Origin of the sequence: Dissulfurispira sp. (assembly GCF_036745535.1) — a bacterium.
In the GTDB taxonomy this organism is placed as follows: Bacteria; Nitrospirota; Thermodesulfovibrionia; order Thermodesulfovibrionales; family Dissulfurispiraceae; genus Dissulfurispira.
The window spans coordinates 46,971-68,043 of the sequence record NZ_DAIOFX010000001.1 but is presented as its reverse complement, the minus strand read 5'-3'; the positions used below and the strand labels follow the sequence as shown (position 1 = coordinate 68,043).

Annotated in this window: 22 protein-coding genes and 3 pseudogenes; 21 read left to right on the top strand and 4 right to left on the bottom strand. The window is 44.5% G+C overall.

Features of this window, described 5'->3' with window-relative positions:
• Positions 1–47 precede the first annotated feature (47 nt).
• Both V7L97_RS00365 and V7L97_RS00360 read left to right on the top strand, forming a co-directional pair.
• The gene (locus V7L97_RS00365) at positions 48–1,556 is read left to right on the top strand and encodes a VWA domain-containing protein (protein WP_333652145.1); all 1,509 of its coding nucleotides are present in this window, start codon (positions 48–50) and stop codon (positions 1,554–1,556) included.
• Complete coding sequence (locus tag V7L97_RS00360; RefSeq protein ID WP_333652143.1) at positions 1,553–2,416, top strand: hypothetical protein; 864 nt, start codon at positions 1,553–1,555, stop codon at positions 2,414–2,416. Before V7L97_RS00365 ends, V7L97_RS00360 begins: the two co-directional genes overlap by 4 nt.
• Before the next feature lie 19 nt (positions 2,417–2,435).
• Here V7L97_RS00360 and V7L97_RS00355 read toward each other — a convergent pair whose 3' ends face one another.
• From V7L97_RS00355 to V7L97_RS00345, 3 genes are all read right to left on the bottom strand, one after another.
• Positions 2,436–2,630 (bottom strand): hypothetical protein, encoded by a 195-nt coding sequence (locus V7L97_RS00355; RefSeq protein ID WP_333652140.1) that lies wholly within the window; start codon positions 2,628–2,630, stop codon positions 2,436–2,438.
• 8 nt (positions 2,631–2,638) lie between these two features.
• A complete protein-coding gene (locus V7L97_RS00350) occupies positions 2,639–4,540 on the bottom strand; it encodes a PAS domain S-box protein (RefSeq protein ID WP_333652137.1) in 1,902 nt (633 codons plus the stop codon).
• 123 nt (positions 4,541–4,663) lie between these two features.
• A complete protein-coding gene (locus tag V7L97_RS00345; protein WP_333652135.1) occupies positions 4,664–5,188 on the bottom strand; it encodes a response regulator in 525 nt (174 codons plus the stop codon).
• Positions 5,189–5,371: 183 nt separating this feature from the next.
• On the opposite strand from V7L97_RS00345, the gene trxA reads away from it, so the two are divergent.
• The 10 genes from trxA (at position 5,372) to hypF (ending at position 13,303) form a co-directional block, all read left to right on the top strand.
• On the top strand, positions 5,372–5,704 hold the full coding sequence (trxA, locus tag V7L97_RS00340) for a thioredoxin (RefSeq protein WP_333652132.1): 333 nt from the start codon (positions 5,372–5,374) through the stop codon (positions 5,702–5,704).
• Positions 5,705–5,723: 19 nt separating this feature from the next.
• Positions 5,724–7,055, top strand: a complete 1,332-nt coding sequence (gene ffh / locus V7L97_RS00335; RefSeq protein ID WP_333652130.1) for a signal recognition particle protein — start codon at positions 5,724–5,726, stop codon at positions 7,053–7,055.
• Between the two features lie 103 nt (positions 7,056–7,158).
• Positions 7,159–7,398 carry a 30S ribosomal protein S16 gene (rpsP, locus tag V7L97_RS00330; RefSeq protein WP_333652128.1) on the top strand — a complete coding sequence of 80 codons (240 nt, stop codon included), beginning with the start codon at positions 7,159–7,161 and terminating at the stop codon, positions 7,396–7,398.
• Between the two features lie 47 nt (positions 7,399–7,445).
• Positions 7,446–7,676 carry a KH domain-containing protein gene (locus tag V7L97_RS00325; protein WP_333652125.1) on the top strand — a complete coding sequence of 77 codons (231 nt, stop codon included), beginning with the start codon at positions 7,446–7,448 and terminating at the stop codon, positions 7,674–7,676.
• A gap of 129 nt (positions 7,677–7,805) precedes the next feature.
• Positions 7,806–8,324, top strand: a complete 519-nt coding sequence (gene rimM / locus V7L97_RS00320; RefSeq protein WP_333652123.1) for a ribosome maturation factor RimM — start codon at positions 7,806–7,808, stop codon at positions 8,322–8,324.
• Positions 8,321–9,106 carry a tRNA (guanosine(37)-N1)-methyltransferase TrmD gene (gene trmD, locus V7L97_RS00315; protein ID WP_333652121.1) on the top strand — a complete coding sequence of 262 codons (786 nt, stop codon included), beginning with the start codon at positions 8,321–8,323 and terminating at the stop codon, positions 9,104–9,106. The genes rimM and trmD overlap by 4 nt, the downstream gene beginning before the upstream one ends.
• 17 nt (positions 9,107–9,123) lie before the next feature.
• The gene (gene rplS, locus V7L97_RS00310; protein ID WP_333652119.1) at positions 9,124–9,483 is read left to right on the top strand and encodes a 50S ribosomal protein L19; all 360 of its coding nucleotides are present in this window, start codon (positions 9,124–9,126) and stop codon (positions 9,481–9,483) included.
• Positions 9,484–9,485: 2 nt separating this feature from the next.
• A complete protein-coding gene (locus tag V7L97_RS00305; protein ID WP_333652117.1) occupies positions 9,486–10,160 on the top strand; it encodes a ribonuclease HII in 675 nt (224 codons plus the stop codon).
• Between the two features lie 9 nt (positions 10,161–10,169).
• Entirely contained in the window at positions 10,170–10,820 is a 651-nt protein-coding gene (locus tag V7L97_RS00300) for a metal-dependent transcriptional regulator (protein ID WP_333652114.1), read from the top strand.
• The gene (gene hypF, locus V7L97_RS00295) at positions 10,817–13,303 is read left to right on the top strand and encodes a carbamoyltransferase HypF (RefSeq protein WP_333652112.1); all 2,487 of its coding nucleotides are present in this window, start codon (positions 10,817–10,819) and stop codon (positions 13,301–13,303) included. The genes V7L97_RS00300 and hypF overlap by 4 nt, the downstream gene beginning before the upstream one ends.
• A gap of 13 nt (positions 13,304–13,316) precedes the next feature.
• Here hypF and V7L97_RS00290 read toward each other — a convergent pair whose 3' ends face one another.
• On the bottom strand, positions 13,317–14,171 hold the full coding sequence (locus V7L97_RS00290) for a Clp1/GlmU family protein (protein ID WP_333652110.1): 855 nt from the start codon (positions 14,169–14,171) through the stop codon (positions 13,317–13,319).
• A gap of 150 nt (positions 14,172–14,321) precedes the next feature.
• Here V7L97_RS00290 and V7L97_RS12795 point away from each other — a divergent pair.
• From V7L97_RS12795 to V7L97_RS00240, 9 genes and pseudogenes are all read left to right on the top strand, one after another.
• Positions 14,322–15,371 (top strand): annotated as a pseudogene (locus V7L97_RS12795) (hydrogenase small subunit).
• Between the two features lie 21 nt (positions 15,372–15,392).
• Positions 15,393–17,102, top strand: a pseudogene (locus V7L97_RS00275) (nickel-dependent hydrogenase large subunit).
• Between the two features lie 9 nt (positions 17,103–17,111).
• Positions 17,112–17,756, top strand: a complete 645-nt coding sequence (cybH, locus tag V7L97_RS00270) for a Ni/Fe-hydrogenase, b-type cytochrome subunit (protein WP_333652104.1) — start codon at positions 17,112–17,114, stop codon at positions 17,754–17,756.
• 244 nt (positions 17,757–18,000) lie between these two features.
• Positions 18,001–18,498: a HyaD/HybD family hydrogenase maturation endopeptidase gene (locus V7L97_RS00265; protein ID WP_333652102.1), complete on the top strand. Its 498-nt coding sequence runs from the start codon at positions 18,001–18,003 to the stop codon at positions 18,496–18,498.
• Positions 18,462–18,689: a HypC/HybG/HupF family hydrogenase formation chaperone gene (locus V7L97_RS00260; RefSeq protein ID WP_333652100.1), complete on the top strand. Its 228-nt coding sequence runs from the start codon at positions 18,462–18,464 to the stop codon at positions 18,687–18,689. The genes V7L97_RS00265 and V7L97_RS00260 overlap by 37 nt, the downstream gene beginning before the upstream one ends.
• 144 nt (positions 18,690–18,833) lie before the next feature.
• Positions 18,834–19,319, top strand: a complete 486-nt coding sequence (locus V7L97_RS00255; RefSeq protein ID WP_333652098.1) for a PAS domain-containing protein — start codon at positions 18,834–18,836, stop codon at positions 19,317–19,319.
• A 67-nt stretch (positions 19,320–19,386) separates the two neighbouring features.
• Positions 19,387–19,935, top strand: a complete 549-nt coding sequence (gene dcd, locus V7L97_RS00250) for a dCTP deaminase (protein ID WP_442891708.1) — start codon at positions 19,387–19,389, stop codon at positions 19,933–19,935.
• A gap of 1 nt (position 19,936) precedes the next feature.
• Entirely contained in the window at positions 19,937–20,656 is a 720-nt protein-coding gene (pyrF, locus tag V7L97_RS00245) for an orotidine-5'-phosphate decarboxylase (RefSeq protein WP_333652096.1), read from the top strand.
• 85 nt (positions 20,657–20,741) lie between these two features.
• Positions 20,742–21,073, top strand: a pseudogene (locus V7L97_RS00240) (hypothetical protein); the annotation flags it as partial.

Genomic DNA, 21,073 nt, shown 5'->3' with positions numbered 1-21,073 from the left:
CCCATTTTATGCTATAGTTCTTTATAAAAATTCCGATAAAAATTGATATGAAAAAAATAAATGCATTAATCTTTGCTTTTCTATTTTCATTCCTATTGCCTGCAGCATTTGCCGTAGATAAAGTTTCCACCCCTCCCGTTCAGACTCAACAGGCAAAAAACGGGGTCCCCGAAAAGTCTGCGACTTTTCGGGGTGGTAGTGAAGGATATGACATAGTGATCTTAATGGACTGTTCGGGGAGCATGAAAAAAACAGACCCGGAAAGTTACAGGAAGCCGGCGGCGAGACTTTTTATATCTCTTCTTGGAGAGGATGACCGCATAGGTATTATAAGCTTTGGAGATTCTGCAAAGGTATTGGCTCCTCTTACCGAAAATACAAAGAAGAACCGTGAAAGGCTTTTCGGCGCCATCAACAAAATAACATCAAAGGAATTTTCCACAAACATCACCGATGCTGTAAAGAAGGGATTCGATGGACTTAAAGCATCCAGCAGGAAGAACAGAGTTCTTATTCTCATGTCCGACGGAAAGCTCGCTCTGGGCTCAAAGGAAAAGGACGAAGCAGCCTTTGCAGAATTGACAGGGCTGCTGCCCGAAGTGGCAAAGTCCGGCATAAGGCTTTATTCCATAGCCTTTACAGAGATGTCTGACATGAAGCTCCTTGAAGACATGGCAAAGGCAACAGGAGGCTTTTTCAGGCTCGCAAAGGCCGATAAAGACTTCCATGTTATTTTTGCATCCATATTCGAAAAGATTAAGTCCCCGGATACAATACCATTGGAAGACGATACCTTCAATATCGACAAGGACATAAGCGAGGCAATACTGCTCATCAGCAAGCAGCCGGGTACATCCACTACACTCATAGATCCGACAAAGGGGAAACATACGCCGACGAAGTACGGCAAGAACATCCAGTGGTATGAGACAAAGGTATTCGATATGATTACCATTAAAGAGCCTGCTGTGGGCAAATGGAAGGTAAAGCTGAGCACAAAGGAAGGCAATAAGGTATTTGTCATAACGGACCTCGGTCTTAAGACGTCCTTTGATAAGGGCTTTGTAAATAAAGGCGACTCCATAAAAATTGATGCCTGGCTGCAAAGAGAAGGGGTCGCCATCACGGAAAAGGATTTCCTTGAGCAGGTGTTATTCTCTGCCGAAGCCACTGCCCCTGACGGCAAGGCTACAAAACTCGATCTTCTGGATAGCGGGAAGTCCGGTGACGACAAGCAGGGCGATGGAAAATACTCCGCTATATTTGCAGTCAATGCTGCCGGCGAGTATAGCATCAAAATAGTTGCAGAAGGCAAGACATTCAAGAGGGAGAAGGTTTTGCAATTCAAGGCAGCGGAAGCCCCTCTGCAGAAGATCGAGAAAAAAGCGCCTGCGGGCAAAGAGATAAAAAAGAAGGATTCGTCATGGGGTGTTGTGCTCATGAAATTCGGTATTATAAATTTGTCACTGGCAAGTGCAGTTGTTATAATTCTCCTTGTGAGAAAGGTAGCTGCAAAATCCAGGACGGGAGTGAAAAAGAAAGGAAGTAAAAAATGACGATAACTATCGATGCCCTCTATCTTTTGCTGCTCGGCGAGGTTTCGTTAGTACTGCTGATAACAGCAATGTATCTCTTTGCAAGAAACAGGAAGCATAAAAGACTGTACCAGAAGGCCCTCAAAGAACTGTCAGATATGAGAAGCAGCATGGAAGGACAGGATATCCAGAAGGCAGGGCCTCAGCCGGTACAAGAAGTACAAGAAGTGAAGGAAGTGCCGCTGAAAATGCCTGAAGAACAGCCTGTAGCAGCGGAGATGTTTGAAGTGCCGCAGCCTCCTGCGGCTGTGGACGAGACCGCAGATGAGAGTTCTCTGATAGGCAAGATCAATAAGCTGCAGCGCATAATAAATTTCCAGAAGGGCAAGATCATTGACCTGATGTGCTACAAAGACATACTCGAAGGCGCCCAGCGGAAGCTTAATGTTGTTCAGGATGGATATCAGGGTTTGAAAGACAGGTTTGTTAAACTGCTGGGAGAATCTGCGGAAAACAAGGTGCTTGCAGAAGCCCTAGAGGCGTTTGAGAATAATAATAATGAACTGAGCTCTTATATAGAAATACTCGGAAAAGAGAACGAATCCCTTGCCGAGAAATTCAGGCTATGGGAAGACGAATTAAAGCAGGTATGGGAGGAGGCCGAGAAGAGCGAGGTAATAGATGAAGGCCTGTATGATGAAAAATTAGGCGAGATAATGCATGAAAAAGAGGAGTTAACCACAAGGCTAAAGGAGCTTGAGGATAAATTACAGGAAAAGACCAAAGTGTTTGAAGATATGCAGAAACAGTACGAGGACCTCGAAAAGGAATACATGATTCTATACAGGCAGCAGCAGCAACAACAACAGCAGCAGGGCTAACACCTGCCTGTCACGTGTCTTATTCCGTCAATCCTGCATATGCATAATAAAATGCCGCTATCGAAAAGAATAGGGATGTGAGCCAGACGAGCAGAAAGTATAGCGCCCTCGGCATATTTTTATTCTTGAAGTGAAATAACATCTTTGGGGTGAGGGTGACTGTCCCGAATAACAGCATCAGCCCTATGAGTATCTGTGTAACGATTCTAACCATGCAATATTTTATTTCACCGGCAGGAATATTGTAAACGTAGTCCCCTTGCCGACTTCGCTTTCCACTGTAATGTAGCCGCTGTGGTTTTTAATGGTATTGTATGCTATGGAAAGTCCAAGACCTGTGTGATGGAGAAGCCCCTTTGTCGTAAAGAATGGCTCGAATATCCTGTTCTTCGTCGCTTCATCCATTCCCTGCCCTGTGTCGCTTATCCTGATTACAACATATTTGCCGGGATGCTGTAATACGTGCTCTGGCTTCACAATATCCTTATTAAATGTTTCTATCTTTAACGTGCCGCCTTCGGGCATGGCATCCCGTGCATTCAGGCAGATATTCAGGATGGACTGATGGATCTTACCTTTGTCGGCAATGACCCTATAGAGGTCATCCTGAAGCTGCGACTCTATAGAAATGAATTTTGTGAATATAGGTTTTGTCATGTTAATCATATCTGTGACAATATCGTTAATGTTTATCTCCTCTGTCCTGAATTCCGCCTTTTTCGAGAATGTGGCAAGATGCCTTATGAGCTCCGAGGCCTTGTTTGCAGAGCCTTCGATAGTGTCCACATATTTTAATAATTCGTTTATATCCTCGTGGTCTATGGAGGATAACTTTATCCTCAGCAGCCCTGCATATCCTACGACTCCCACAAGGATGTTGTTAAGATTGTGGGAGAGTCCTGTCACGAGGGTGGCTATTGACTGGAGCCTCTGCGACTCCATGAGGTGTTTTTCGAGGATCTCTTTTTCCGTAATATCGATGCCTGTTGCAATGACATATTTAACTTCACCGTTTCCATCTGTAATGACTACATTATTTGCTATAGCGATTTTCTCTCTGCCGTCCTTTGTCAATAGTTTTATTTTAAAGGTTGTTGGAGCTTTATATACGAGCATCTCCTCAAACATCATTTTTGCCAGATGGGCAGAATCCGGCGGCATAAAGTCCCACACATATTTCCCCTTGACCTCGTCTTCCACATATCCCCTCATGTCTTCCCATGCCCTGTTTACCTTTACGAATTTCCCATCTCTGTCAAGCACTGCTATTGTCGCTCCAATGGTGGATAAGAGTTTCTCCATGAACCCTTTTTCCTGCTGTAGTTCTGCAAGGGCATTGTTCAGCCTTTCTGTCCTGAGGTTTACGACATGTTCGAGGTTTTTTGTGTAGTTTTCCATCTCTGCCTTTGCTGATTTAAGGTTTTCCACCATGTAATTAAAGTTCTCAGCAAGAATTCCTAATTCATCCTTTGATTTCACAGGCACAGACACGGAGAGATCGCCGTCAGCAATCCTCTTTGTCGCATCAGTGATGGCTGTTAATGGTTTTGTGAGGTTTCTCGACAGAGTTATTCCAATTGCGATAAAGACCAGCGCCATGATGCCGGTCAGAGTCATGAAGAGGTTTCGCCTCTTTGCAATATACTGCGGCAGATAATCGGCATTATATCCCATGTACAAAAAACCGACTACTTCCTTGTTTTCCAATATTGGCTCGAAATGCATGAACTTATAGCCATCCCACAGATGCAGCATGGATTTTGACTGTATTGCCTCTTTTATCTTTTTGTCGGAGGGCAATTCCCTTTTTAAGCCGTTTTTATCCACAATCAAATATCCTTCGTTGTCGTATATCTGAATATCTGATAGATATTTGACGGCAGAAGTGTAATCTATTATACGTTTATGCATTATCTGGAGTTCGTTTTTCAGGATATGATGGGCAAAGTGTGGGGCTTCGAGCCTTGACATCGCCATGACATGTTTTTCGATGTGTTCGATTTCATCCTTTTTATAATGGTCTCTGAATATGAAATTGAGTGTGAGGCTTGTAATAAGGACGGCAGTGATTATGAGAAGGCCGATTTTGTAACTAAGATTAAATTTTATTTTCCATCTTTTCATAGGGATTGTTATCCGTTCATATTACATGCGAGGGTATAAACATTTCTGTGACTTAGGTCATACTTTATCTTATAAAAAGTCCTTGTAAATAATCTGTAAAAGCGAATCAGAGAGAACATTTGCTCAGGGACTTCTCATTCCCCTTTTAAGCTCTTCGATCTCTCTCTTAAGGGCTGAGATCCTTTCCATGGAGTCGTGCTGAATGCCTGCTATCATCTCGGAGCCTATTTTTTCTATCTCTTGTTCGTGTGCCTTTATCTGACAGAGGATTTCACGGTCGCTTATCATTCTCTGAAACCGTGCAGTGATCTCGGCGATGGAAAAGGGTTTGTTTATAAAGTCGGTGGCTCCTGCATTTATGGACTCCTCATAGTAATGCTCATCGGTGAACCCTGTTATAACCATAACCGGAAGGGAAGGGTCATTCTTCGATAGTTCTCTGGTGAGTGTGATGCCGTCCATATTGGGCATGACTATGTCGGTGATTACAGCATCGAACTTTTCTGTGCTGGCTTTATCCAGCGCTTCGACTCCGTCTGATGCTGTTACGCATGTATGACCTTTTGAGGATAGTATGGAGGAGACGAGATCTCTCGTCATGGGCTTGTCATCGACTATAAGGACTTTGTATTTGCATAATGTGGCCATATTCTAATATATTCGTAAGCGTGATCTTTTTCAACACCTAAATTGACAAAATATTTACATAGAAAATATAATTGGTGAATCGTACATGGGTGAATGAGTAAATGAGTGGATGGGTAAATGGGTAGATGAGTAACTCATGCACTCATTAACGCATTAACTCATTAACTAAAATAGGAGGATTTTATGGCAGAAGGCATTGTTGAGCTTACGACTGCTGCGTGGGATAAGGAGGTTTTACAGGCCAATGGTCTGGTTATGGTAGATTTCTGGGCAGCATGGTGCGGACCCTGCAGAATGATTGCACCGACAGTTGAGGAACTGTCAAAGGAGTATGCGGGCAAGGTAAAGGTCGGAAAGCTGAATACGGATGAAAATCCCGATATTGCGAGCAAATACAAGATAATGGGTATACCGACCATTATGTTCTTTAAAGACGGGCAGAAGGTGGACCAGATTGTCGGAGCAGTTCCAAAGTCCCAGCTTAAGGCAAAAATAGATGCGCTTTTACAGGGCTAAGGAGTAATGGAATAGAGTAATGTTTGAGAGTTTAAGCGATAAACTGGATTCCATATTTAAAAAATTAAAGGGCAGGGGACTGCTTAAGGAAGATGATGTGGATGTTGCCCTTAAGGAGATAAGGCTTGCCCTCCTCGAGGCTGACGTAAACTTCAAGGTTGTAAAGGACTTTGTCCAGCGTGTCAGGGAAAGGGCAGTGGGCAAAGAAGTTCTGGAGAGCCTTTCCCCGGGACAGCAGGTTGTAAAGATAGTGCATGATGAGCTGTGCGAACTTCTTGGCACTACAAACCAGAGGATACAGCTTGCGCCGAATCCTCCCACGGTCATAATGATGGTCGGTCTTCAGGGATCGGGCAAGACCACCACATCTTCAAAGCTGGCAAGATTTTTCAAAAAAGAGGGCAGAAGGCCGATGCTCGTGGCAGCAGACCTCAAAAGGCCTGCCGCAATCGACCAGCTCATAACCCTCGGCAAACAGATAGACATACCTGTTTTTTATTCAAAAGAGACGCAGGACCCTGTTGCACTCTGCGAGAACGCTGTGAAGCAGGCAAGGATGGAAGGCAGGGACATAGTAATTATCGATACTGCCGGAAGACTCCATATTGACGAAGAACTGATGAACGAGCTTTTGGCCGTAAAGACAAAGGTAAATCCCAGGGAAGTCCTGCTCGTTGCCGATGCCATGACAGGTCAGGATGCGGTTAATATGGCAAAGAGCTTTAATGAGCAGATAGGTCTTGACGGTATTATCCTCACAAAGATGGACGGAGATGCAAGGGGCGGCGCTGCCCTTTCAATAAGGGATGTTACAGGCAAGCCCATAAAATTCATAGGAATCGGCGAAAAGATAGACATGCTGGAGCCCTTCTATCCCGACAGGATTGCCAACAGGATACTGGGCATGGGCGATGTTCTCACCTTAATCGAGCAGGCGCAGAAGTCTTTTGACCAGAAAGAGGCGGAAAAGCTCCATAAGAGGATAATGGAGGAGAGCTTCACCTTCGAGGATCTAAGGGATCAGTTGAAGAAGCTCAGAAGTATGGGCCCGCTTGAAAATCTCCTCGGCATGATACCCGGCATGGGCAAGGCAATGAAAGACATAAAGGTGGATGAGAAGGAGTTTGTGAAGATAGAGGCCATTATCAACTCAATGACAAAAGATGAGAGAAGGAACCACAACATAATAAACGGCAGCAGACGTAAGAGGATCGCTATTGGAAGCGGCACAACAGTAACCGATGTGAACAGGCTTATTAAGCAGTATCTGGAAATGAAGAAGATGATGAAGATGTTTAAGGGCGGAATGGGCAAGAAGGGGCTCAGGCTTCCGAAGATCATGCCGTTTTAAATCAGGCAATATCTTTTCTCCTGTTGCCTATGGCCTATTGCCTAATTTGCTGCAAATATATTAAAATTTAACTCCTTTGGAATTTATCGTAGGAGGTGATTGTTTGGTAAAGATTAGATTGACACGAATGGGCGCCCACAAGAAGCCGTTTTACAGGATTATTGTGGCGGATTCACGGGCACGGAGGGATGGCCCGTTCATAGAGATTATAGGAACATACGACCCCAAGAAGGAACCATCTGAGATAAAGGTCGATTCAGAAAGGGCGAAATACTGGATTGAGCGTGGTGCGCAGCCTACAGACACTGTTAAGAAGCTTCTGCAAAAGGCAGGAACGCAGTAGCTTTCCAAACCACAATCCTAAATTCTAAACCCTATGGAGGTGGAAAGATGAAGGCATTGATCGAGGCGATGGCTAAGTCACTTGTTGATAGGCCTGATGATGTGAAGGTTACCGAGGTTGAAGGGGAGAGGACAACGGTTTACGAGCTCAGGGTATCTCAGGGCGACCTCGGAAAGGTTATCGGCAAGGAGGGGAAAACTGCCCGTGCAATGAGGACCATACTCGGCGCTGCAGGCACAAAGGTTGGCAAGCGCTGTGTACTTGAGATATTGGAATAAAAGCAGGCAAAATAAAAATTTTCGAAAGGGCGTTTTTCGGAACGCCCTTTGTTTTTCTGATGTTAAGTAATTAGATTTGAAGTCACCAGTAATTTTGCTTCAAGTCAGCGCCTTCAAATCATCGTTAATATGAGCAAGGAAGACGAATCCTTTGTTACAATCGGGCGGGTACTGAGAGAGTGGGGCTTGAAGGGAGAGGTGATAGTGCTGCCGTTGACCTTCGATCCCGAAAGATTTTCAAAACTCAAGGAAGTAGCTGTTCAGGTTCAGGATAGAATCGAGCATAAAAAATTAAAGTCTGTAAGACCCCATCGGAACAACCTCCTGATAGGTTTTGAGGGGTGCGAAACACCGGAGGACGCCAGAAGATACCGCGGTGCATTGATAAAGATCAAAGAATCAGAAAGTCCGAAATTGGCTGACGGTGTTTATTATCACTACCAGATAATCGGACTGAGTGTTTATACAATCGATGGCGACTATCTCGGAAAGATAATGTCCATATTCGAGACAGGAAGCAATGACGTATACGTTGTGAGGGGAGAAGAAAGAGAATACCTCATCCCTGCAATAAAGGATGTTATTCGAGAGATAGATTTAGAGGCAAAGAAGATGATAGTGAAGCTTATGGAAGCTGAAGAGGAATGAAGAATATCGGTTTTGACATAATCACCATCTTTCCTGAGATATTTCATGCCTATCTCGGTGAGAGCATTCTCAAAAGGGCATTGCAGAAAAAACTGCTTGATGTAAAGGTTTACAATCTCAGGGATTTCACAACAGATAAGCACAGGACGGTTGATGACTATCCATACGGCGGCGGCCCTGGTATGGTGATGAAGATAGAGCCCATATACAATGCAGTTCAGGCGATAAAGGCAGCCGATTATAAAAATGGGACGGAAAGATTGACTGTGATGTTAAGTCCGCAGGGCAAAGCATACAATCAAGGGATGGCAGAAGACCTCTCAAAGGAAAAGAGGAGAATTCTCTTTATCTGCGGCAGATACGAGGGTATAGATGAAAGGGTCAGGGAATCCCTTGTGGATGAAGAAATTTCCATTGGAGATTATGTAATGACTGGCGGAGAACTGGCTGCTTTGGTTATAATAGACAGCATTGCCCGGTTGGTACCGGGTGTACTGGGCGATGAGGAATCTGCAAAGGAAGAGTCTTTTGCCCGGGGGCTTCTCGATTATCCCCACTATACAAGACCTCCTGAGTTTATGGGAATGAAGGTTCCTGAAGTCTTGCTCTCCGGCAACCACAGGGAGATATCGCGGTGGAGGAGAAGGGAAGCAATAAAGAGGACTTTGCAGAGAAGGCCGGACCTCCTTAAAATGGCTGAGTTAAACGAAGAAGATAAAGAGATATTAGAAGATATTAATCGCGGGCTTTGCTCGGAAAAAATACATAAAATAGAGAAATAAAAGTCTGGAGGAAATGTATGAATATGATACAAACAATAGAAGAGGGTTACAAGAAAGAGATACCCGGCTTTAATGTGGGAGATACCGTCAAAATATATGTGAAGGTTATCGAGGGAGACAAAGAAAGGCTTCAGCCCTTCGAAGGAGTCGTGATCTCCCGCAGAGGAAGCGGCGTACGTGAGACGTTTATCGTAAGGAAGATTTCCTTTGGTGTGGGCGTTGAGAGAATATTCCCTGTGCATTCGCCTTCCATTGACAAAATAGAGGTGGTAAAGCAGGGTGATGTGAGGAGGGCAAAGCTTTACTACCTCAGAGGCAAGAAGGGCAAAGAGTCAAAGGTAAAAGAAAAGGCAAGAGAAACAGTAGCCAGCGCATAACTATGCGGAACAGGTCTCTAATCCGACACGAGAAATTTCCATCAGGAAATTTCTCGGGAGACCTTTATGAATATGACGAATCCATCAGGAAAAATGGATTCAGCATGATTGCGGGGATTGATGAGGCCGGCAGAGGAGCTGTGGCAGGGCCAGTTGTAGCGGCTGCTGTAATCCTGCCCGATAATATCAGAATTGAGGGCATAAGGGACTCAAAGAAGATACCTGAAAAAGAGAGGGAAGATCTCTTCTGGGCCATACTGCTCAATGCATTGGACATAGGCATCGGTATCATTGATTCCGTGGAAATTGACAGTATTAATATACTGAGGGCCACAAGACAGGCAATGCACAATGCAGTGATGGATTTAACAAATAATTCCGGCAAGCCCGATATAATCCTCATAGATGCCCTTACCATCCCGTCCATAAAAATAAAACAGATGCCTATTATTAAGGGCGATGCAAAAAGCGCCTCCATTGCCGCTGCATCCATTATTGCGAAGGTTGTGAGGGACGGCATCATGATCAAGTATCACTCCATCTATCCGCAATACGGGTTTGATAAACATAAGGGCTATGCAACCAAAGCACATCTTGATAAAATAGAAAAATACGGCCCATGTCCTATACACAGGAAGAGTTTTCAAAAGGTTATGGATTTACCATTACCGTTTTAAGGAGGTGTGATGGAAAAGGAGAGGATTGACGAAGCACTGGAGCTTTTGTGGGAATTGAGCGAGGAAGGAGTCTCTGGCATAAAGAGGTTTAAATTAAGTTCTGATGACTCTGATGTTGATTCCTTGATTCAATTACTGATCCATGAAGGACTGGTCACTGTCGATGACAATAATATAAGGCTTACTGATAAAGGCAATGAGCTGTCAAAAGGGCTCATAAGAAGGCACAGGCTTGCAGAGAGGCTTTTTACCGATGTGTTTGACCTTTCAGGAGACGTTGTTCATGAAGATGCCTGCAAGATGGAGCATATACTCAGCGAAGAACTCACGGACAGTGTATGCACATTTTTGGGACATCCTCCTACATGCCCTCATGGAAAGCCCATTCCGAGGGGAGAGTGCTGCAAGAAATGCAGGGTGGATGTACAGCCTGTTGTTGTAAGGCTTGCTGATTTTGAGGTCGGGCACAGGGGAAAGATATTATTCATCACGCCATCAGAGGCTGCGAGGATAGGACGTTTAAGCTCCATTGGAATTATCCCGGGAACGGTAATAAAGTTGATACAGAAGAGGCCGTCCATCGTCCTTCAGGTGGATGAGACCACCATTGCCATAGACCCTGAACTTGCAAAGGAGATATTTGTTAAAAAGGTTACATGAGCCGTTTTCGCATATCGATTAAAGGCATTGTTCAGGGCGTGGGCTTCAGGCCCTTTATTTATAATCTCGCAAAAAGTCTTAATCTCAAGGGGCATGTAAAAAATACATCCGATGGCGTCATCATCGAGGCTGAAGGAGAATCTCTCAATGAATTTCTTCAATCCATCCAGAATAAGTGCCCTCCGATTGCCAGAATAGACAGCATTAAGACAGAGGAGCTGCCTCTTAACGGCTATGAGGATTTTATGATCATTGAGAGTATCGATGCCGGGAGATTTACGCTTATCTCGCCGGATATTTCCATTTGCGATGACTGTCTGAAAGAACTGCTCGACCCTTCTGACAGACGCCATCTTTATCCATTCATAAATTGCACAAACTGCGGGCCGCGATATTCGATAACGCAGCGGGTTCCGTATGACAGACCCAACACAACAATGTCTGTATTTGATATGTGTCCTCAATGCCTTTCGGAATACAATGACCCTCTTAATCGCAGATTCCATGCGCAGCCCAATGCATGTCATGAATGCGGGCCACAACTATTTGAATTTCAAATTTCAAATTTCAAATTTCAAATTGACGAGACTTCGGATCCGATAGAGGCAGCGATAGAATTATTAAAGCAGGGAGCGATTATTGCAATTAAAGGCCTCGGAGGTTTTCATCTCTGCTGCGATGCTGAGAATGAAGATGCTGTCAGGAGATTAAGGGAGAAGAAGAGACGCAGCAATAAACCTTTTGCCCTTATGTCTCCTGATACGGAAGCCGTCAGACAATTCTGCGAGGTTTCTGATGAAGAGGAAAAACTGCTTGCAGATAGACGCAGGCCGATAGTGCTTTTAAAGAAAAGGGTCAAGGGTCAAAGGCTAAAGGTCAAGGAACTGCCTGACGAAATTGCTCCGAATAACAAATATCTTGGTTTCATGCTTCCCTATACACCTTTACATTATCTTTTGTTTTATTATCCTTTAACTTGTCACTTGTCACCTGTCACTCGTCACTGTTTTGATGCCCTTGTTATGACAAGCGGCAACCTGTCAGAGGAGCCGATAATTATAAGCAATGACGAGGCGGTATCAAAACTCTCAGATATTGCAGATGCATTTCTCCTGCATAACAGGGATATTTTCATGAGGGTGGATGATTCAGTGATTAAACCTCGCCAGTTTATAAGGAGGGCGAGGGGTTATGTGCCGGAGCCGATTCAACTGAATGATGACGGCCCTGATGTTTTTGGTTGTGGCGCTGATATTAAAAACACATTTACAATCACAAGAGGTAGTTATGCCATTGTAAGCCAGCATATCGGTGATATGGAAAATCTTGAGACACTGATTTTTTTTGAGGAAACCCTGAATAATCTTAAACAGGTTTACAGGGCAAATCCTGTTGCCATTGCCTATGACCTGCATCCCAATTATTTATCCACGCAGTGGGTGCTGTTGCAATCTCAAATCTCAAATCTCAAATCTCAAACAAATCACAAATCCCAAATCTTAAATTTCCAATACCCATCACCCATCACCCATCGCCCATTGCCTGTTTTTTACGGCATTCAGCACCATTATGCGCATATAGCGTCTGTTATGGCAGAAAAAGGCTTGAAGGATAAGGTCATAGGGGTTGCCCTTGACGGTACAGGATACGGCACGGATAAAAATCTCTGGGGTGGAGAATTCCTTATCTGTGATTTAAAGGGGTTTGAGAGGGCTGCCCATTTTAAATACATTCCGCTGCCCGGCGGCGATAGGGCTATAAAGGAGTGCTGGAGAACAGCGATAAGTTATATTGCAAAAGCAGTCAGCAGTCAGCAGTCAGCAGTCAGGAGTGTTTGGGATTGGCTCGACTTTATAGGTTTTCTTGAAAAGTACGGAAAAGACAAAATTGAAAACATCTTAAAGCTTCTCGGCAACAAACAATTTTCTCCTCTCTCGTCAGGCGCAGGCAGGCTGTTTGATGCAGTATCTGCAATTGCAGGGATATGCGATAAAAATACCTTTGAAGGCGAGGCTGCAATAGCGTTGGAAAGCATTATACAAAATTCGAAATTCGAGATTCGAAATTCGAATTTGCAGGAAGCATATCCTTTTGAATTTTTAGACATGAATGCCCATTCACCCATTCACCCATCTACTCATTCACCGATAATTGTGGATTTTTCGAAGATGATTTTGCAGATAATTGAAGATGTAAAACTCAAGGAGGACAAAGGTCTCATTGCTACCAAATTCCATAATACAATGATCAACGTAATAACAGAAGCTGTCAATCGCATAAGCAAAAAATACGGGATAAAAGAAGTTGCACTAAGCGGCGGCGTTTTTCAGAACGAATATCTTTTGGAAGGCACGGTTAGTCAGCTTTCAGCCCTCGGATTCAATGTCCATACCAATGAGAAGGTTCCCTGCAATGACGCAGGCATATCCCTTGGACAGGCGTATATAGCGAGGGAAAGGATAAAGGCTGAAGTGTTGGAGTGATGGAGTATTGGAGCTACTCCAATTCCATTGTTATGTTCCCAAATACCACTCTGTTGATTCCTTTTAGTGATCTTATCGGTGATCTAAATGTAATGGAATTGTCTGCTATTTCGGTGATAATTCCCAATGCCATCGTGTCCTCATTGTGATTCAGGCCGATTATTGTGCCTTCCTCAAAATCCCTGTCTTTGAGCCCGAAGGGTTTATTGTTATAAAAGAACTCGGCATCCCTTGTATTTAATGAAAACTCAGAAATTTTTGTTTTGGCGAAATAATCGGCAAACTTCTTCTTTCTGTATCTGATACGATATTCCCTGCTTCTGACTTTTGCCATGCGTGATGCTGCAATGCGATGAATGGATACGTTTTCAATCAAGTTCAATATATGTTCAAGCTCGTCATCCCGTTGGACTGCAATTATATGGTCAGGCTTTACAGCCTTTATCTTGCCGATCTTCAATGCCTTTCCAAGTCCGCCTGAAATAAGACCTGTTGTGTCTATGATGACTACTTCAGACCTCTTTTTAGAGATTTCCACCATCCTCTTTGTCCCGTGGATCATTAGATGGAATTTTGCTGCAGGATTAGAGGAGCCTATGAAAATCATCCGCTCAAACCTGAAATCTTCAACATCTTTTTGACCGCAGAAAATCTTCATACTTATAGCCCCGGGCAGGCCGAGGGATGATTGTCCGACATCAGAGTCAACAAGAGAGACCTTGATGTTTTCCGATACCAGCCTCTTTATCAGGTATTTTGCGAGGGTGGATTTGCCTGAATCAGTGGCGCCGATTAACATGGAAGTGCCCATGTGTCTTATCAGCTTTTCGAGCAGTCTTTCCCATTGAGGTTCCGGGACGATGTCCATGAGGGATTATAGCAAAAGATGTTGGAAATTAATTTCTAATTAGCAGGTGCAATACTATTTAAAAATTACACTGCCGGAAATTTCTTGACAATCGGCATATCATGCCCTAAACTTTTTTCAAAATAAAAATTCCTTGAGGGGAGGGGTTTTATGCAGGACGATAATCTGTTTGATGGTCTTTCGCGACGAGGGGTATCGAGAAGGGACTTTATGAAATTCTGCACTGCCATCGAGCTTTGTGTCGCAGATAGCAGAAGCCCTCGAAAAGAAACAGAAACCATACCTTGTCTGGCTTGAATATCAGGACTGCGCAGGCGATACCGAGGCCCTGCTCAAGGCAAACAAGCCTACGATTGCGGAGATAGTACTGGATATTTTATCCGTGGATTATCATGAAACCATAATGGCTGCGGCAGGAAAGCAGGCCGAGAAATCCCTGATGGATGTGGTTAAGAATCATAAGGGTAAATACTTTGTTGTTGTGGAGGGTTCTATTCCCTTAAAAGACGGCGGCGTGTACTGCTGTGTTGGAGGCAAGGCAGCCATCGATATTGCAAAGGAGGTTTGCGGCAATGCCCTCGCAACGATTGCGGTTGGAACGTGTGCGGCTTATGGAGGCATCCCTGCTGCAAATCCCAATCCCACAGGTGCGGTTGGCGTAAAAGAGGCTGTGGGCGGAACAGTCGTCAATCTTCCGGGATGTCCTGTGAATGTGGAGAATATAACGGCAACTATAGTCCATTATCTTACATTCGGCTCTTTGCCCACCCTCGATGGTCTTGGCCGTCCATACTTCGGCTTTGGCAAGAGGATCCATGACAATTGCGAAAGGCGCTCCCATTTTTTGATGCAGGGCAATTTGTGAGACAGTGGGGAGACGAGGGCCACAGGCTCGGATGGTGCCTGTATGAAATGGGATGCAAAGGCCCGGCAGCTTATCAGAATTGCCCAACGATGAAATACAATGAAAAGACGAGCTGGCCTGTACAGGCAGGGCATGGCTGCATAGGATGTGCAACACCCAATTTCTGGGATACAATGACGCCGTTTTACAGAAGGCTCCCGAAGGTTCCGGGCTTTGGTGTTGAGACGACTGCCGATAAGATCGGTCTCGGCATAGCAGCGGCAGCAGCAGCCGGCGTGGCAGCACACGCTATAGCAAGCTCTGCAAAGAAAAAGGAAAGCGGCGAGAGTAAATGAAAATAACGAGGAGGGTTTTTTATTGCAAAAATAGCAATTGACCCTATCACGAGGATTGAAGGTCATCTGAGGATCGAGGCACAGGTAGAAGGCGGCAAGGTGGTGGATGCATGGTCATCCAGCACCATGTTCAGGGGAATAGAGATTATCCTTAAGGGCAGGGACCCGAGAGATGCATGGGCATTTACCCAGCGAATATGAGGCGTCTGAACAACGGTTCACGCCACCAGCTCCGTGAGAGCGGTAGAAAGTGCATTGGGGATTGTAATACCAGATAATGCGAGGATAATCAGGAACCTTATTACAGGCATACAATATGTTCAGGATCATGTAATCCATTTTTACCACCTTCATGCCCTTGACTGGCTTGATATTGTGAGCGCCCTTAAGGCTGACCCTGTAAAGACATCATCGCTTGCACAGTCGATTTCGGATTGGCCCAAGTCATCTGCATCCTATTTCAAAGGCATTCAGACTAAAGTAAAGGCCCTTGTGGACAGCGGACAGCTCGGCCCATTTGCGAATGCTTACTGGGGGCATCCTGCATATAAACTCCCGCCTGAGGCAAACCTCATGGCAGTGGCCCATTATCCCGAGGCCCTTGACTGGCAGAGGGATGTGATAAAGATTCAGGCACTGCTGGGTGCAAAGAATCCCCATGCACAGACATACCTTGTCGGCGGCATGTCTATACCCATTGACCCAAACAGCCAGAATGCCTTAAATGCAGACAGCATTGCATTCATGTCAGGGCTGGCAAAGAAGGCCCTTGAGTTTGTCGAGAATGTATATATTCCTGATCTGTTGGCTGTTGCCTCATTCTATAAAGAGTGGGCAAATTACGGCGGCGGTGTCGGGAACTTCCTTGCCTGTGGCGAATTCCCTAATGATAATGCGATTGATACTAAAAATCTCTGGCTTCCGAGGGGAATTATAAAGAACAAGGATTTAAGCAAGGTCCATCCTGTTGACCACACAAAGATTATGGAGTATGTGACCCATTCATGGTATGAATACAAAGAGGGAGATGCAAAGGCAAAGCACCCATGGGAAGGAGAAACAAGTTTTAAATACACGGGACCAAAGCCCCCTTACGAGTTTCTCGACACAAACAAAAAATATAGCTGGCTTAAGGCGCCGAGATACGAGGATATGCCCATGGAAGTCGGACCACTTGCGAGGATGCTTGTTGCCTATGCATCCGGACACAAGAGGGTAAAGGAGGTTGTGGACAGCGTACTGAAAAAGCTGGGAGTAGGCGCTGAGGCGTTATTCTCGACCCTCGGACGTGTTGCTGCAAGGGGTATCGAGACTCTGGTTACGGCAGAGATGATGTCTACATGGCTCGACCAGCTTACTGCAAATATGAAGAAAGGGGATTATCGCATACATAATGGAGACAAATGGGATCCGTCTTCATGGCCCAAAGAAGCCAGGGGATATGGCTTCCATGAAGCGCCGAGAGGCGCCCTCGGACACTGGGTATTAATCAAAGACGGAAAGATCGCAAATTACCAGTGTGTTGTGCCGAGTACATGGAACGGCTCGCCGAGGGATGCAAAAGGCCAGAAAGGGCCTTATGAGGCATCACTGATAGGCACGCCTGTTGCGGACCCTGATAAGCCGGTAGAGATACTGAGGACCGTTCATTCTTTTGACCCGTGCATGGCGTGTGCTGTTCATGTGGTTGATGCGGCAGGCAGAGAAGTGACAAAAATCAAAGTTATTTAAGGGGTGGCCATGTTAAAGAGGGTTTATGTCTGGGAGTTTCCTGTAAGGCTGACTCACTGGATAAATGTTCTCAGTATAGCCTCTCTGTCAATCACAGGATATTACATCGGCAATCCATTTATCCATGCCGTCTCCACCGACCAGTACATAATGGGATGGATGAGGTTCATACATTTTGTTGCTGCGTATCTTTTTGCAGTGAGCTTTCTGATAAGGATATACTGGTCGCTGGCGGGGAATAAGTATGCAAGCTGGAGGGTCTTTAATCCCTTCAGTGCAGGCAAGTTTAAGGGGTTAATCGAAATAACAAAGTTCTATCTGTTTTTGAAAAAGGAGCCGCCTAAGGCGGTGGGGCACACTGCTTGCGCCACTTATATGTATCTCGGATTATTCATCCTGTTCATTGCGGAGATTCTTACTGGATTTGCCCTTTACTCACAGAGCCATGTTGGCTTTTTCTGGAAGCTTATGGGTGGCTGGATGCTGTCGCTGTTCAGTGCTCAGACTTTAAGGCTCTATCACCACCTCGTAATGTGGCTGATAATCGCCTTTTCCATTGCCCATGTTTATATGGGATGGCTGCTTGACAGGGCAGAGAGGAGCGGTGTTATGAGCTCTATATTCAGCGGGTATAAGACAGTGGAGGAGGAATAATGGTTTTATGAAGGATAGGCGATTTTATATATGTCAGGCACGGCTCAAAGACTTTAAAAAGTGTTAGTTCAAATGTATATAAAGAATTATAAACGCATCACCAAACAAGTATCCAATGTTGTAGAATACGGATACAAGATAGATGTCTTTACAAGTGCGGAGTTTAAAGTCTTTTCGCCGCACCTGACATATATTTCTAACTGTAGAATAGCTCAATTTTGGTTTTAAGAAAGAGGGTCAGGTATTGAATATAGCACTTATTGGTCTTGGTAATATCCTTTTGAGGGACGAGGGCGTCGGGGTTCATGCAGCAAACACCATAAAACAAAGGTATGCCTTTTCTCCCTATGTGGAGATAATTGATGGTGGAACCATGGGCCTCGATCTTCTACCAATATTTGAAGGACGCGATAAAGTCCTGATTATTGATGCAGTTGATTTTGGAAGAGAGCCCGGCCATATCGGGATGATCGAAAATGACGATATCCCATCCGTCCTGAACTCAAAACTCTCTGTCCATCATATAAATCTTTCGGATGTCCTTTTTGCCGCAAAACTGATGGATATATCTCCGTCAGAAATATGCCTTATCGGGATACAACCTCAATCCCTCGATGTCGGCCTTGACATGACAGGTGAGATTAAAGGGAAAATAGAGACATTGATAGATGCGGTTATCAGAAAGCTGAAGGAGTGGAATGTAAAATGTGTCTTGCTGTCCCATCAAGAATTGTCGAAATAAATAATCTCCTCGCCACTGTAGATGTTTACGGAGCACGAAAAGAGATAAGCCTTCTGCTTCTTCCTGAAGATGCAAAGATAGGTGACTACGTCCTTGTCCATGCAGGCTTTGCAATCCAGAAGGTGGACGAAGATGCTGCAAAAGATGCCCTCAATCTTTTAAAAGAGATTGCAGAAGCCGTGGAAGAATGAGACTGTCTCCTCTGAAAATCGCTATAATCTATGCCTTCATAGGCGGACTATGGATACTATATTTCGGACAATCTGCTTTCCATAATAGTTGAAGACACCTTAACGCTCACCAAACTGCAGACCTTCAAGGGATGGTTCTATGTCATGGTAACTGCGCTGATGCTTTATCTGTTAATTCATCGCTATACCTATGAACAAAAACAAGCTGAAGACGAGATTGAAAATTATCGTAGAAGGCTTGAAAGTATTATTAGTTCATCAAATGACATTATATTCCTAAAGGACAAAGACTTCAGGTATTTGATTGCTAATAAAGCCCATGAGAAACTTTTCAATGTTAAGGTGACAGACATCATTGGCAAAACAGATTTTGATTTTATGCCAAAGGATGTAGCTGAGGAATGCAGAAGAAGTGATGAGGAAACATTGAAGTACGGGAGCATCAAGAGGAAAGAATATTCTGGAAGCAGGTATTTTCATGTTATTAAACATAGAGTTGTGGACACGTCAGGGAATGTAGGCATAGTAGGCGTAATAAGAGATATAACGGATTACAGACATGCAATGATGAAGATTACATGTCAGCAAACAAAATCAGAACAGACTATTGATGATATTACTACCAGATAAATAAACCTTTCTTGCCTGCAAAAGTCTGTTTATGATATTTTACAACTACTTCTCAGCAGGGGGTATTATGGTTAAAAACGACAGATGGATAAGGGAGATGGCTCAAAAGGGAATGATCGAGCCGTTTAATAAAAAGCAGGTGAGAAAGGGTGTTATTTCATACGGCGTCAGCTCTTACGGCTATGATATGAGGATCGGGGATGAATTCAAGATATTCACCAATATAAATAACACGGTTGTTGACCCAAAGAACTTTGACCCCAAGGGCTTTGTTGATTACAAGGGCGATGTCTGCATCATCCCTCCAAATTCCTTTGTCCTTGCCAGCTCCCTCGAATATTTCAGGATTCCGAGGGATGTGCTGGTTATATGCCTTGGCAAATCAACATATGCGAGATGCGGTCTTGTTGTGAATGTCACCCCGCTTGAGCCTGAATGGGAAGGCCATGTAACAATAGAGATTTCGAATACTACTCCCCTGCCGGCAAAGATATACGCAAATGAAGGCATAGCACAGCTTTTATTTTTACAGGCTGCTGAGATTTGCGAGGTTTCTTACAAAGACAAGGCAGGAAAGTATCAGGCGCAGAAGGGGATAACCCTGCCGAGGATGTGATATGTCGTGGAAGGAAAAATTAATAATTGCCCTTGATGTTTCGGATGCAAAACAGGCGCTGAGCATCGTGGATATGCTCGGTGATTATGCAGGCGTATTCAAGGTCGGCTTCGAGCTTTTTGTTTCTGCAGGGCCAAAGGTGGTTGAGGATATTCATAACAAGGGCAAAAAGGTATTCCTTGATCTGAAGTTCCATGACATTCCAAACACCGTCACAAAGGCAGCACTTGCAGCATCGAGGCTCGGCGTATACATGTTCAATGTCCACACATCGGGCGGACTCGATATGATGAAGCGGTGCAGGGATTCGGTTGCTGAGTTATGCCTTAAGGAAAATATTCAAAGACCGAAGATTATCGGGGTTACTGTACTGACGAGCCTCGATAACGGGGTTTTAAAGAATGAACTTTCTGTTTCCCATGGAATCAAGACCCATGTAAAGCACTTAGCATTGCTGGCGCAAAAGGCAGGGCTCGATGGCGTTGTTGCATCTCCCCATGAGATTTCCATGATAAAGCAGCACTGCGGCAAGGGCTTCCTTGTAGTTACACCTGGTATCAGGCCTTCGTGGGTTCCTCCTGATGACCAGAAAAGGACGGCAACACCAAAAGAGGCCCTGAAAAACGGTGCGGATTATATTGTCATGGGAAGGGGAATACTAAAGCAGGAAGACCCTATCAAGGCACTGGAGCTTATCTCTTTAGAAATACTTACAGCATAAACCTATGGCAGCAGGTGTGCATCAAAGCCGCACCTTTTTCAGCACACCTGCTGCCATATGCTAAGCAATAACTTGCGTATTACACATGAAGTTAAATATAAATAAAAGAGATTTCTTAGATTCAGTCAAAAATGGCAATATTCCTCCACTCTATATCGAGATCCCTTATTTTGAACCTTACATTGTTTACGAATCCCTCGGCTGCAGCGCAAACTCCATCCTTCTTGAGAGTGTAAAAGGACCTTACAAGATAGCCTGCTATTCTTTCATTGCCTTTGATCCATATCTTATATTCAGGGTTAAAGATGGGAAGATAAGTATAGGGTCAAGGGTCAACCCCGTTAGAAGCGACGCTTCTAACGGGGTCAAGGGTCAAGGGTCAAAGTTTAAAGAAACAGTCTCTTCAAGACCACCGCT